We start from the raw sequence: 11,556 nt of genomic DNA on the forward strand, positions 1-11,556 counted from the left end.
AGGTGCACGCCGCTCACTTTACCTTCTTCTTGTACATCGCCAGCATGCGCTGGGTGACAAGGAAGCCGCCGAAGATATTCACGCAAGCGAAGATCAGCGCGATGAAGCCGAAGCCGCGCGCCCAGCCTGAGCCGCTCGAGATCATTGGAACGCCGACCGCGAGCAGCGCGCCGACCACGATCACCGACGAGATCGCGTTCGTCACCGACATCAGCGGCGTATGCAGCGCGGGGGTCACCGACCAGACCACGAAGTAGCCGACGAAAACGGCAAGGACGAAGATCGACAGCCGGAACACGAAGGGATCGACGGCCTGTGCAATATGATCCATGGCGGCTCTCCTGGGCTGGCTATTTAGGCTGGAAGTTCGGATGGATGACGGCGCCGTCTCTGGTCAGCGCCGTGGCCTTGACCAGTTCGTCTTCCCAATTGACCGCGAGCGCCTTGTTCGGCTTGTCGATCATGGTCTCGATGAAGGAAAACAGGTTGCGGGCGTACAGGCTCGAGGCGGACTGCGCGACGCGGCCCGCGACATTGGTGTAGCCGACGATCTTGACGCCATCGGCATCGACGATTTCGCCCGCCCTGGCGCCCTCGACATTGCCGCCGCGCTCAATCGCCAGATCGATCAGGACCGAGCCGGGCTTCATCGATCTGACCATGTCGGCGCTGACAAGCTTCGGCGCCGGGCGACCCGGGATCAGCGCGGTCGTGATGATAATGTCCTGCTTCTTGATGTGCTCAGCGGTCAGCGCGGCCTGCTTGGCCTGATACTCTTTCGACATTTCCTTGGCATAGCCGCCGGCGGTCTGGGCGTTCTTGAACTCCTCATCCTCGACCGCGAGGAATTTGGCGCCAAGACTTTCGACCTGCTCCTTGGTGGCGGGCCGCACGTCGGTCGCTGTGACGACGGCGCCAAGCCGTCGCGCGGTCGCGATCGCCTGCAGGCCGGCGACGCCGACGCCCATCACGAACACTTTTGCCGCGGGAACCGTGCCCGCTGCGGTCATCATCATGGGGAAAGCGCGGCCGAACGCCTCGGCGGCCTCGATCACCGCGCGGTAGCCGGCGAGGTTGGCCTGCGACGACAACACGTCCATCACCTGCGCGCGGGTGATGCGCGGCATCAATTCCATCGCGAAGGCCGATACGCCGGAGTCGGCGATGATCTTGAGCGCCGCCTCGTTGCCGTAGGGGTCCATGATGGCGATGACCAGCGCGCCGCGCTTGTATTGGCCGAGTTCAGAGGCCTCCGGCCGCTTCACCTTGATGATGATGTCGGCATCCTTCAGCGCGTCCGCGCTGATGGTGGCGCCGGCCGCGGTATATTCGGAATCCGGCAGGCCCGACTTGATGCCTGCTCCCGGCTCCACCACCACTTCCGCACCGATCGCCTTGAACTTCTTCACGGTGTCGGGGGAAGCAGCCACCCGCGGTTCGGACGGATCGATTTCCTTGGCAACGGCAATCTTCATGGGGCCTCCGGCGGCGCGAGGGCGCGCGCGCAAGCAAACTAGCGTTATTTCCGCTTAGTTGGATACCGGTTTCATAACCGGGCAACGTGCAAATTTTTCTGGTCACCGCCGCCCGGGCGGTGCAGCCGGCAACGCATCAGGTCAGGAAGTAGCCCATCAGGGCGACGATCACGACAACGGCCACGGTGCCGTATTTGACCAGCATGATGAACCCTTCATAGGTCTGCTCATGGGCCGGATAATCGTTGCCGTCAGCGGTCGTGTAGGCCACTTCGCTATGGTCTGCCATCGGTATCCCCAGTCAATCCACGATCTGGCGTGCAATTACCGCAAAGCCGCCAGCAGGGCAACGGGACAAAGCCTATCGGGTCACTCGGAAGGCCAATTATCCCGAATCCAGCGGGTCAGGCTTTCCTCGCTGACCTCGCCCGCGGCCAGGGACAGGATGATGGCTGCCGCCTCCGCCTCCGGCACAATAAAGTCGATGCCGTTGACACCGAGAAAGGTATAGAGCGCCAGCAGCGACGTACGCTTATTGCCGTCGACGAACGGATGATTGCGCGCGATGCCAAAGGCATAGGCTGCCGCCAATTCGGCCAGCTCAGCCCGCTCGTATGACCATCGATTTTTCGGCCGGTCGAGCGCTGATTCCAGCATGCCCTGGTCGCGCAATCCGCTTGCGCCACCGTGGATCGTAAGTTGCTCGTCGTGGATCGCAACAACCATCTGGCGGGTGAGCCAGAACGGCTCGGTCATTTGGCAAGCTCGGCCAGCGCGTTATGATAACGCTTCATGCCACGCCGGGCGACTGCCATCGCTTTCTCGAAATCCGGGTCGTGCGGGGTGAGAATCAGGCCGCCGCCAGGCTGCTCGATCGGAAACAGCTTGTCGCCTTCCTTGAGATTGAGCCGTGCCAGCAGCTCTTTCGGCAGGATCACACCCACCGAATTGCCGATCTTCCGAACTTGGAGAACAGTGTCCGCAGACTTGTACTCGCTGGGGGCTTCGTTGAGGCCGCGGGGGGTCTTGGTCATGGCAAAGGCTCCGTTATACAGAATGTATAACATACTTTTTCTGACCGTTCAACAGATGTATTACGCCACTCTAGGGGCATCTCTCTCACGTGAACTCTGAGTCCTAGCCGACCACGAAGTCGAACCGCCCGGCGAGCCATCCGGCGTTCTTGGCGGTCCGCACCAGCAACGCCTTGCGGAACAAGCCGTCGGAACGGTTTTGCGATTCGCCGGGGAAATAGAGCTGGGTGGTCAGCACGCGGCCGCCGCGCGGCTGCACCTTCAATGAATGTGGCGGGTGCGGCCGGGATAAACGCCGGGCACGACGCTGCGCAATCGATAGCGCCCTTCCGCATCGGTGAATTGATGACCGCGCAGCCGGAAGCCGGAATTGTCATACTGGCCCCTGCCGTCGGCCTGCCAGAAATCCAGCAAGGCGCCAGAGATCGGCTTGCAGTTGCGGGAAAGGACAAACCCGACCAGTTCGATCGGCTGCCCCGCCATCCCCTCTTCAAACAGTTCGATCCGCTCGGGCGAGGACGGCTTGAAGTACGGCCCTTCGGTCTGTGCCAGGGTGGCCGCCTCGCCGTCGCGGCAGGCGGGCGTGGGCGGAAGCTGCGCCTGGGCAACACTGCTTTCGATCCCGAACAGCGAACCGGCAACCAGGGCGCCCGCTCCAAGCACTGCGCGTCGTGTCGGCGTGTCGACCATGAGCGCTCCACTCCTGACGTCGCCGTCATGATGGGATGCGACGACGGCCGAAGTTTGTCGCCGCGCCGCGTGCGTCAGCCCATCGTTTCCAGTTCGTCGATCATGCCTGATATGACCGACAGCCCGCCGTCCCAGAACCTGGGATCCTTGGCATCGAGCCCGAACGGCTTGAGCAGTTCGGAATAATGCTTGGTGCCGCCGGCCGCCAGCATCGCAAGGTAGCGCTCGGCAAAACCGTCGGAGGCGTTCTCGTAAACCGCATAAAGCGAGTTCACCAGGCAATCGCCGAACGCATAGGCGTAGACGTAGAACGGCGAATGGATGAAGTGCGGGATGTACATCCAGAAATTCTCGTAGCCCGGACGGATGTCGATGGCCGGCCCGAGGCTTTCACCCTGCACGCTGAGCCAGATCTCGCCGATGCGCTGGGCGGTCAATTCGCCGTTCTTGCGCTCGGTGTGGATGGCGCGCTCGAACGAATAGAACGCGACCTGCCGCACCACGGTGTTGATCATGTCCTCGACCTTGCCGGCGAGCAGCGCCTGGCGCTGTTTCGCATTCTTGGTCTGTCCGAGCAGCCGCTTGAAGGTCAGCATTTCGCCGAACACGCTGGCGGTTTCGGCGAGCGTCAGCGGCGTCGGCGCCATCAGCGCACCGTTTTTGGCGGCCAGCACCTGGTGCACGCCGTGGCCGAGCTCATGCGCCAGCGTCATCACGTCGCGCGGTTTGCCCTGATAGTTCATCAGCACATAGGGATGCGCCGACGGCGTGGTCGGATGCGAGAACGCACCGGGCGCCTTGCCCGGCCGCACCGGCGCGTCGATCCAGCGGTCGGTGAAGAAGCGCTCGGCGATGTCGGCCATCTCGACCGAGAAGCCGCGATAGGCCGTCAGCACCATGTTGCGGGCGTCGGGCCAGGCGATCGTGCCGGTCGCCGCGAACGGCAGCGGCGCGTTGCGATCCCAATGCGCCAGCTTCTTCTTTTTGAACCAGCCGGCCTTGAGCGCGTAATAACGATGCGACAGCCGCGGATAGGCCGACCTGACCGATCCGACCAGCGCATCGACCACCTCGCGCTCGACTCGGTTGTTGAGATGCCGGGAATCCGCGACATCGGCAAAGCCGCGCCAGCGATCGGAAATCTCCTTGTCCTTGGCGAGCGTGTTGGTGACGAGCGCAAAGGTCCGCTCATTCTCCTTGAAGGTTTTCGCCAGCGCCTGCCCCGCGGCCTTGCGCTTTTCCGGCGCGCGGTCCTGCAGGAAATTGAGCGTCGGCTCGATCGCCAGCTCCTTTCCACCGACCTTGAAGCGCAGGCCGGAGATGGTCTGGTCGAACAGCCGGTTCCAGGCGGCATAACCGCTCTGGGATTTTTCGTGAAACAACTGCTCGACGCGATCCTCGAGCTGATAGGGCTTGTCCTTGCGCAGATCCTCGATCCACGGGCGATAGTAGGCGAGTTCGGGCGTCAGCAACGCGCGCTCAATCACGGCATCGTCCACGCGGTTGAGTTCGAGCCCGAAGAACAGCAGATGCACCGATGCGACCGTTAGCCGCTCCGAAACGTCGCCGTAGAATTTCGTGATCGCGGGATCGACGCTGTCGCCGGCGTGGACAAGACCGGCATAGGAGCCAAGGCGGCCGGCGAGGTCGTCGATCGCCTCGTAGCGCTTGACCGCTGCGGCGAGCCACTGCCCGCCATTATCCTTTGCAACGTTTTCGGCCAGCTTGCCCTTGTAGTCCGTCTCGAACGCGATGCACTCGGCATCCATCTCCTGCAAGTCACGCGCAACTTCGGGGGCGTCGATGCCGGAATAGAGGTCGGCCAGATTCCATTCCGGCAATTTGCCGGTCTTCGATTTGGCTGCGGTGGCCTTGCTGACGGCAGTTCCCTTGCTGATTGCGGTTTTGCGGGACGTCTTGCTGGCGCGGGATGTCGCAGATTTCGCGTTCATGAACACTTTCAGATTGGCGTGATGATTTTTGACGAGGCGATCAGGCGAACGCTGCCAGCTGCGGCGCGAGCTGCACCAGCAGCTCTTCGGTCTCCGCGATCATCGGCTCGAGTTTTTCGTGAATGGCGCTCCGAATCGCACACCACAGCGTGATCGCCTTGACCATCAGCCACGACGTGGACGGGACCGCCGCCCTCGCATGCAGCGCGACGATATCGAGGTTTCGATGCTCGAACAGCAGCCGGCCCGACCCGTCCTCCAGGATATAACGCCCCCCGATCCGGGACACACACAGCTCGCAAGCCTGATCCGGAAGCGCGCCCAACAGATAGAACTGGGCATCGCCTTTTTCGGTGATGCCGGTTTCCCATTCGCGGCCGGTTGATGGCGCGAGCGCAGCCTGCAATGCCGCGCAGATTATATTGAGTTCCCGTTCGCTCCAGATGCCGGTTTCCTGTGTGCGCTCGAACGCAACCACGCTCATTTGCTTTCCGCTCCGAACAGCAGCCGGTGCAATTCCGGCTCGTAGTACATTAATAGATGCCTAGCGAACGCCGCCTGTTCAAGACCCAACTCGCTGGCCCACGCGCCCATAATCTCAGTTGGAACGCGGCTAAACCCGTTCTCGACCTGTGAGATGAACGTATAATATTTGAGACCGAGCCGCGCGGCGAGATCAGCCTGCGACAATCCGGCATCGGCCCTGCGCAGCTTGAGCCAATCCCCAGCCTGTTTCCGCAATTGCCGGGCTTCCGTGGCGACCTTGCCCGGCAGCTGTCCAGCGAAAACATCTTGATGTTTTGCTCGTTTCATGATTACTAAACTACCTAGATTGAATTCCGGAACAGCCAATGTTCCCTACCACAATCTCGCGGTTTCCCTCAGTTGGAGAATCTTTGGGAGGACAATAATCCATGGCTATCGCAGATCGCAGTCAGATTGTGCGGACCAAGGGCCAGGAAAACGCCACCCGCGGCAAGGAACTGATGGCCGGCATCCTGCTGGTGGCGCTGATCGCGACGCTCGGAATCCGCAACCTCGTGCCTGTTGATGCGCTGACGCCCGCGATTGTCACCCTGCTGTTTGCGATCGGCGCGACGACGGCCGGCTTCGCGCTGCTGTGCCGGCGCGACCGGTTCCGGACCATGTGGTTCGACCTCGCCGGCAGCCTGACTTTCATCGGCGTCGTGCTGTCCGTTCTGATCGAGCCGGACCAGATGATCAGGCTTTTCGCCCTTTCGGACCAACCTGAGTAGCGGGAGCAGTTTTTCCGCAGATCGACCTTTCGTCTTTTTTGACTGTGCACGTCCAAGCCCGGGCCCCTCTGGCAGTTCAAGCGAACTGCGATGTCGGATTGGACTCCTGAACGGAGTGGCCCCGCATGCTGGACTTAATTACCTCGCAACACCTGACAGCGCTTTTCCAGGTCATCATGATCGACCTGGTACTCGCCGGCGACAATGCGATCGTCATCGGCCTTGCAGCCGCCGGGCTACCCGAGGGTCAGCGCAAGAAGGCGATTTTGATCGGCATATTGGCCGCCACCGTCCTGCGCATCGGTTTCGCTTCCGTCACGGTTCAGTTGCTGCAAATCATTGGACTGCTGCTCGCGGGCGGCGTTCTTCTGCTTTGGGTATGCTGGAAGATGTGGCGCGAGCTGCATACGTCGCATCAACCGAAGTTCCAGAGTTTGTCGTCCGCAGCGATCGATACACCAGCCGATGCGGGCCGCCAGAAGACGCTTGGCCAGGCCGTCTGGCAGATCACGCTCGCCGACGTGTCGATGTCGCTCGACAATGTGCTCGCCGTCGCAGGTGCGGCGCGCGAGCATCCGATGATCCTGATATTCGGTCTCGGACTTTCGATTGCGCTGATGGGGCTCGCCGCCACCTTTATCGCGCGGCTCCTGGAAAAGCATCGCTGGATCGCCTATGTCGGCCTCGCCATCATCCTCTATGTGGCTTTCGACATGTGCTATCGCGGCGTTCTGGAGGTGTGGCCGCACCTCAACGCCTAGCCGCTCTCACACAGCCGCCCTCGAACAATTAAGTGTGCGTTAATCGCCATAGGCGAGAGTGCCCCGATTCGATACAGTTGGCGTAACGTACGGGGTAAACCATGGCTGCTACCATTCTGATTGCTGATGACGATGCGGTGCAGCGCCGTCTGGTAGAAAACATGGTGCAGAAGTGCGGCTATGAGTCCCTCGTCGTCGACAGCGGCGACGCCGCCGTGGCCTTGCTGACCGCCCCCGACGCGCAAGCGATCGATGCCGTCGTTCTCGATCTCGTGATGCCCGGTCTCGACGGGCTCGGCGTGCTCGCAAAAATTCGTGATGCCGGTTTGACCGTCCCCGTCATCGTGCAGACCGCCCATGGCGGCATCGACAATGTGGTATCGGCGATGCGCGCCGGCGCGCAGGATTTCGTCGTCAAGCCGGTCGGCTTCGAACGGCTGCAGGTCAGCTTGCGCAATGCGCTCAACACGCAGGCCCTGAAGGGCGAATTGCAGCGCATCCGTCACAGCCGCGAAGGCCGGCTGACCTTTGCCGATATCATCACCCGCAGCGAAACCATGGCAGGCGTGCTGCGCACCGCGCAGAAGGCCGCCGCATCGGGCATTCCGGTGCTGATCGAAGGCGAGTCCGGCGTCGGCAAGGAATTGTTTGCCCGCGCCATCCACGGCAGCAGCGAGCGCAAGGCCAAGCCGTTCGTGGCCGTCAACTGCGGCGCGATCCCCGACAATCTGGTGGAATCGATCCTGTTCGGTCACGAGAAGGGCGCTTTCACCGGCGCCACCGAACGCCACATGGGCAAGTTCGTCGAAGCTTCCGGCGGCACACTGTTCCTCGACGAGGTCGGCGAACTGCCGCTTGCAGCCCAGGTAAAACTGCTTCGCGCATTGCAGGAAGGCACGGTGGAGGCCGTCGGCGGCCGCAAGCCGGTGAAGGTCGACGTCCGCATCATTTCGGCGACCAACCGCAAACTGCTCGACCTCGTGAAGAACGGCGCCTTCCGCGAGGACCTGTTCTATCGCCTGCACGTGCTGCCGCTGACCATTCCTCCGCTTCGCATGCGCCGGGAAGACATCCCGCATCTGTTGCGGCACTTCCTGGCGCGGTTCAGCGCCGAGGAGAACCGCAGCATCACCGGCATCAGCGGTGAAGCCATGACGCATCTGGCGCAGCTCGATTGGCCCGGCAATATCCGCCAGCTCGAAAACACCGTGTATCGCGCCGTGGTGCTGAGCGAGAGCGACCAGCTTGGCCTGTCGGACTTTCCGCATGCCGCCGCCCACCATATCGTCCCGGACACGGACACCCAGGCTCTGCACGGCGAACCGCTGATCGTGGCTCCATCGACGGCGCCCGCGATGGTGTCAGGTAATGAGATACCGATTGCGCCGCTGAGCAACACCGGCAATCTTACGATGCTGACCCCCGCGGGCGAGGTGCGGCCGCTCGAGGAAATGGAAAACGAGATCATCCGTTTCGCGATTTCGCACTATCGCGGGCAAATGTCGGAAGTGGCGCGCCGGCTGAAGATTGGCCGCTCCACGCTCTATCGCAAACTCGATGAAGCCGCCGCCAACGATCCGGCTGAGGGCGCGCAAGATACCAACTGAGCAGCAATTGAGCCCCACGGACGATTGTGGCGCTCCGGTGGCAAGGGGCTGAGCGCCACCGGTGATTCGGGAACCTTCGAACCGTGGCTTGCCGGTGACAGACAAATGTCAGGGGGCATGGCAAAACCACGCCACCCGAATTGCAACTGGTGGTTTGAGGTCAGTTTGTCGTGAGTTGCCCCCCATGGCGCTGGCTGCATGAAAGGGGCGCATGTATCGTCTGCGTTTGAATCGTTGCGTGCACGCGTACCGACTTAAAGCGATCGAGGCCGGCGCTTTCGCGCAAGCTGTGACGAGCGATACCTGAAGGACTGCTCCATGCCGGGGCGGTTCCGCCCAAGGGGGTGTGACGATGCGTGACTGTTCGACCAACCGTGCTGGATTTGACCGCGTGCTGATGGCTGTCGCGGCAACCTTCCTCGCGGTGTCCGCGACCTCTGCACTAGCCGGTCAGAGCGATACGCCCCGGACCAGTGCTGCAGAGCTCGCAATCGATGCAGCGGTCCCGCGTCCCGAACCGGCCAACGTTCCGCCGCCGACCATCGGCGATTTCAAGATCGAGAGCACCGCGTCAGTGCCCGATCCAGCCAAGACGGCAGCGCCCGCACCGAGCACCACCGCAACGATTCCCGATCCGAAACCGGCCGAAACCGCCGCCGCGCCCGCAGCCGACACCCCCAAGATCGAAGCTCCCAAGATCGAAGCTCCCAAGAGCGACACTCCCAAGAGCGACACCGCGACCACGACGCCCGCAACGCCTGCGCCCGCAACGGCTGCGGCGCCTGCCGCGGAGCCGGTGAAGGCCGCGAGCAGTGTTGTCGCGCCGGCAGATCAGCCGGTCGCCGACAAATTGCGCGACATGCTCGCCAGCAAGGCGCTGCGCACATTCGATCGCAAGGGCGAACGCGCCGCGGTCGAAAAATTCTACAGCGCCCGCGAGTATGCGCCGCAGTGGACGCAGGCCGGCAAACTGACTGCCAGCGCCAAGGGCGTCGTCGCGCGCCTGAAGGACGCCGCCTCTGACGGCCTCAATCCCGCCGACTATCCGGTGCCGGATTTCGCGGCCGCCACCTCACCCGATCAACTCGCCGACGCCGAACTCAAGCTGACAGCCAGCATGCTGGATTATGCACGCCAGGCGCAGAGCAGCCGGATGCATTGGTCGCAGGTCGCCGCCGACATCCTCTATCCCGAGCATCCGACCGATCCGGCCGAAGTGCTGGCCAACATCTCGACCGCCAAGGATGCTTCCGCAGCGCTCGAGGGCTACAATCCGCAGTTCAAGCTGTACAAGGATTTGAAGGCCAAGCTCGCCGAACTGCGCGGTCAGGGCGAAGGCCCGGTGGTGCAGATCGCCGAAGGCGCTCCGCTCGCATTCAAGGCCGCCACCAAGAAACAGCCGGAGGTCGCGCCGGAAGATCCGCGGGTGCCGCAACTGCGCGCCAAGCTCGGCGTCACCGAACACCCCGATGACACCAAATACGATGCCAAGGTCGCCGCGGCCGTCCGCAAATTCCAGGAAAGCGCGGACCTCAAGCCGACCGGCGTGCTCGACGACAAGACCGTCAAGGCCATCAACAGCCCGAAGCGTGACCGCCAGATCGACACCGTGATCCTCAACATGGAGCGCTTGCGCTGGCTGCCGCGCCAGCTCGGCGTGCCGGCGCTCAACAATGCCTACGTCATCCTCAACGTGCCCGACTTCACGCTCAAGGTGATGCAGGGCGGCGCCCAGGTCTGGACCACCCGCGTCGTGACGGGCAAGCCGGGAAACCACGCCACGCCGATGCTAACCGAGACGATGAAGTTCATCACCGTCAATCCGACCTGGAACGTGCCGCCTTCGATCATCTACAACGAATATCTGCCGGCGCTGCAGCAGGATCCGACCGTGCTGCAACGCATGGGTCTGAAGCTTGAGCGCAACCGCGACGGCTCGATCCACATCTCGCAGCCCCCGGGTGAGGCCAATGCGCTCGGCCGGATCCGCTTCAACTTCCCGAACAAGTTCCTGGTCTATCAGCACGACACCCCGGACAAGCACCTGTTCGCCAAGGATGAGCGCGCCTTCAGCCATGGCTGCATGCGGGTGCAAAATCCGGATCAGTACGCCTCGACGCTGCTCAACATCGTCATGCCGAACGACAAATACACGCCGGAAAAAATCCGCAGCATGTATGGCCGCAGCGAGATCGATCTGAGATTCCCGACACCGATCCCGGTCCACATCACCTATCAGACCGCGTTCGTGGATGATTCCGGCAAGCTGCAGTTGCGCAGGGACGTCTACGGCCGCGACGCAAGGATGCTGCCGCTGCTCAAGAATTCCGGGAGCAGGGATCTGGAGAACGTTGTGGCCCATGCCAACCCGAGCTACGTCCGGCCGAGCGGCGCATCCCTGCCCTCCAACGTCGCCTTCAACAATGATTACGGCAGCTCCGGTCCTTCGTTCTTCGAGCGGCTGTTCGGCGGACCATCGGTCACACCGCCCGCGCCCGTCGGCCGTCGGCCGCAAGCGCAACCCCAGCAGCAGCGGCGGGTGTTCACCCGTTAATTCCCGGGGGCCATAATCCCCAGTCCCGCTGCCTGTCGAAATTTTTAAGTAAAATCAACGGTCTCGCCGCTTTGGCGAGATCGTTTACGTTAACCATTATCCATCTCGGTTTTGGCACAGGGCACTTTTTCGCCACAGTCAACGGGTTAGGTTAAGCCTAACTTGGGGGCGGGTCGGTAAACTTCGGTTAACCCTCCCGCTTTAATAAAGCGTTCACCGTCTTTCGC

At 62.3% G+C, this 11,556-nt stretch carries 14 protein-coding genes; 4 read left to right on the top strand and 10 right to left on the bottom strand.

The window, feature by feature from the left end:
• Nucleotides 1-13: 13 nt before the first annotated feature.
• From JQ575_RS08980 to JQ575_RS09025, 10 genes are all read right to left on the bottom strand, one after another.
• Nucleotides 14-331 carry a proton-translocating transhydrogenase family protein gene (locus JQ575_RS08980; protein ID WP_009398926.1) on the bottom strand — a complete coding sequence of 106 codons (318 nt, stop codon included), beginning with the start codon at nt 329-331 and terminating at the stop codon, nt 14-16.
• Between the two features lie 19 nt (nt 332-350).
• Nucleotides 351-1,475, bottom strand: coding sequence for a Re/Si-specific NAD(P)(+) transhydrogenase subunit alpha (locus JQ575_RS08985; protein ID WP_212032861.1), 1,125 nt, complete (start codon nt 1,473-1,475; stop codon nt 351-353).
• 136 nt (nt 1,476-1,611) lie between these two features.
• A complete protein-coding gene (locus JQ575_RS08990) occupies nt 1,612-1,764 on the bottom strand; it encodes an aa3-type cytochrome c oxidase subunit IV (RefSeq protein WP_212032862.1) in 153 nt (50 codons plus the stop codon).
• An 80-nt stretch (nt 1,765-1,844) separates the two neighbouring features.
• Nucleotides 1,845-2,231 (bottom strand): type II toxin-antitoxin system death-on-curing family toxin, encoded by a 387-nt coding sequence (locus JQ575_RS08995; RefSeq protein ID WP_212032863.1) that lies wholly within the window; start codon nt 2,229-2,231, stop codon nt 1,845-1,847.
• On the bottom strand, nt 2,228-2,509 hold the full coding sequence (locus JQ575_RS09000) for an AbrB/MazE/SpoVT family DNA-binding domain-containing protein (RefSeq protein ID WP_212032864.1): 282 nt from the start codon (nt 2,507-2,509) through the stop codon (nt 2,228-2,230). The genes JQ575_RS08995 and JQ575_RS09000 overlap by 4 nt, the downstream gene beginning before the upstream one ends.
• 103 nt (nt 2,510-2,612) lie before the next feature.
• Entirely contained in the window at nt 2,613-2,774 is a 162-nt protein-coding gene (locus JQ575_RS09005; protein WP_212032865.1) for a hypothetical protein, read from the bottom strand.
• Nucleotides 2,771-3,199: an intradiol ring-cleavage dioxygenase gene (locus JQ575_RS09010; RefSeq protein ID WP_212032866.1), complete on the bottom strand. Its 429-nt coding sequence runs from the start codon at nt 3,197-3,199 to the stop codon at nt 2,771-2,773. The genes JQ575_RS09005 and JQ575_RS09010 overlap by 4 nt, the downstream gene beginning before the upstream one ends.
• 74 nt (nt 3,200-3,273) lie before the next feature.
• The gene (locus tag JQ575_RS09015; protein ID WP_212032867.1) at nt 3,274-5,151 is read right to left on the bottom strand and encodes a M3 family oligoendopeptidase; all 1,878 of its coding nucleotides are present in this window, start codon (nt 5,149-5,151) and stop codon (nt 3,274-3,276) included.
• A 40-nt stretch (nt 5,152-5,191) separates the two neighbouring features.
• A complete protein-coding gene (locus JQ575_RS09020) occupies nt 5,192-5,629 on the bottom strand; it encodes a hypothetical protein (protein ID WP_212032868.1) in 438 nt (145 codons plus the stop codon).
• 2 nt (nt 5,630-5,631) lie between these two features.
• A complete protein-coding gene (locus tag JQ575_RS09025) occupies nt 5,632-5,964 on the bottom strand; it encodes a helix-turn-helix domain-containing protein (RefSeq protein WP_212032869.1) in 333 nt (110 codons plus the stop codon).
• Between the two features lie 101 nt (nt 5,965-6,065).
• Here JQ575_RS09025 and JQ575_RS09030 point away from each other — a divergent pair, with 101 nt between their 5' ends.
• From JQ575_RS09030 to JQ575_RS09045, 4 genes are all read left to right on the top strand, one after another.
• Nucleotides 6,066-6,407 (top strand): hypothetical protein, encoded by a 342-nt coding sequence (locus JQ575_RS09030; protein WP_212032870.1) that lies wholly within the window; start codon nt 6,066-6,068, stop codon nt 6,405-6,407.
• Nucleotides 6,408-6,532: 125 nt separating this feature from the next.
• Entirely contained in the window at nt 6,533-7,168 is a 636-nt protein-coding gene (locus JQ575_RS09035; RefSeq protein WP_212032871.1) for a TerC family protein, read from the top strand.
• A 101-nt stretch (nt 7,169-7,269) separates the two neighbouring features.
• Nucleotides 7,270-8,775: a sigma-54 dependent transcriptional regulator gene (locus JQ575_RS09040; protein WP_212032872.1), complete on the top strand. Its 1,506-nt coding sequence runs from the start codon at nt 7,270-7,272 to the stop codon at nt 8,773-8,775.
• A 352-nt stretch (nt 8,776-9,127) separates the two neighbouring features.
• The gene (locus JQ575_RS09045) at nt 9,128-11,329 is read left to right on the top strand and encodes a L,D-transpeptidase family protein (protein WP_212032873.1); all 2,202 of its coding nucleotides are present in this window, start codon (nt 9,128-9,130) and stop codon (nt 11,327-11,329) included.
• Nucleotides 11,330-11,556: the final 227 nt, after the last annotated feature.

The organism is Bradyrhizobium sp. JYMT SZCCT0428 (genome assembly GCF_018131075.1).
Taxonomy (GTDB): Bacteria; Pseudomonadota; Alphaproteobacteria; order Rhizobiales; family Xanthobacteraceae; genus Bradyrhizobium.

Excerpts from the sequence above, each read along its gene's own strand:
- JQ575_RS08980 (WP_009398926.1), bottom strand. The coding sequence starts at position 331 with ATGGATCATATTGCACAGGCCGTCGATCCCTTCGTGTTCCGGCTGTCG.
- JQ575_RS08985 (WP_212032861.1), bottom strand. The coding sequence starts at position 1,475 with ATGAAGATTGCCGTTGCCAAGGAAATCGATCCGTCCGAACCGCGGGTG.
- JQ575_RS08990 (WP_212032862.1), bottom strand. The coding sequence starts at position 1,764 with ATGGCAGACCATAGCGAAGTGGCCTACACGACCGCTGACGGCAACGAT.
- JQ575_RS08995 (WP_212032863.1), bottom strand. The coding sequence starts at position 2,231 with ATGACCGAGCCGTTCTGGCTCACCCGCCAGATGGTTGTTGCGATCCAC.
- JQ575_RS09000 (WP_212032864.1), bottom strand. The coding sequence starts at position 2,509 with ATGACCAAGACCCCCCGCGGCCTCAACGAAGCCCCCAGCGAGTACAAG.
- JQ575_RS09010 (WP_212032866.1), bottom strand. The coding sequence starts at position 3,199 with ATGGTCGACACGCCGACACGACGCGCAGTGCTTGGAGCGGGCGCCCTG.
- JQ575_RS09015 (WP_212032867.1), bottom strand. The coding sequence starts at position 5,151 with ATGAACGCGAAATCTGCGACATCCCGCGCCAGCAAGACGTCCCGCAAA.
- JQ575_RS09025 (WP_212032869.1), bottom strand. The coding sequence starts at position 5,964 with ATGAAACGAGCAAAACATCAAGATGTTTTCGCTGGACAGCTGCCGGGC.
- JQ575_RS09030 (WP_212032870.1), top strand. The coding sequence starts at position 6,066 with ATGGCTATCGCAGATCGCAGTCAGATTGTGCGGACCAAGGGCCAGGAA.
- JQ575_RS09035 (WP_212032871.1), top strand. The coding sequence starts at position 6,533 with ATGCTGGACTTAATTACCTCGCAACACCTGACAGCGCTTTTCCAGGTC.
- JQ575_RS09040 (WP_212032872.1), top strand. The coding sequence starts at position 7,270 with ATGGCTGCTACCATTCTGATTGCTGATGACGATGCGGTGCAGCGCCGT.
- JQ575_RS09045 (WP_212032873.1), top strand. The coding sequence starts at position 9,128 with ATGCGTGACTGTTCGACCAACCGTGCTGGATTTGACCGCGTGCTGATG.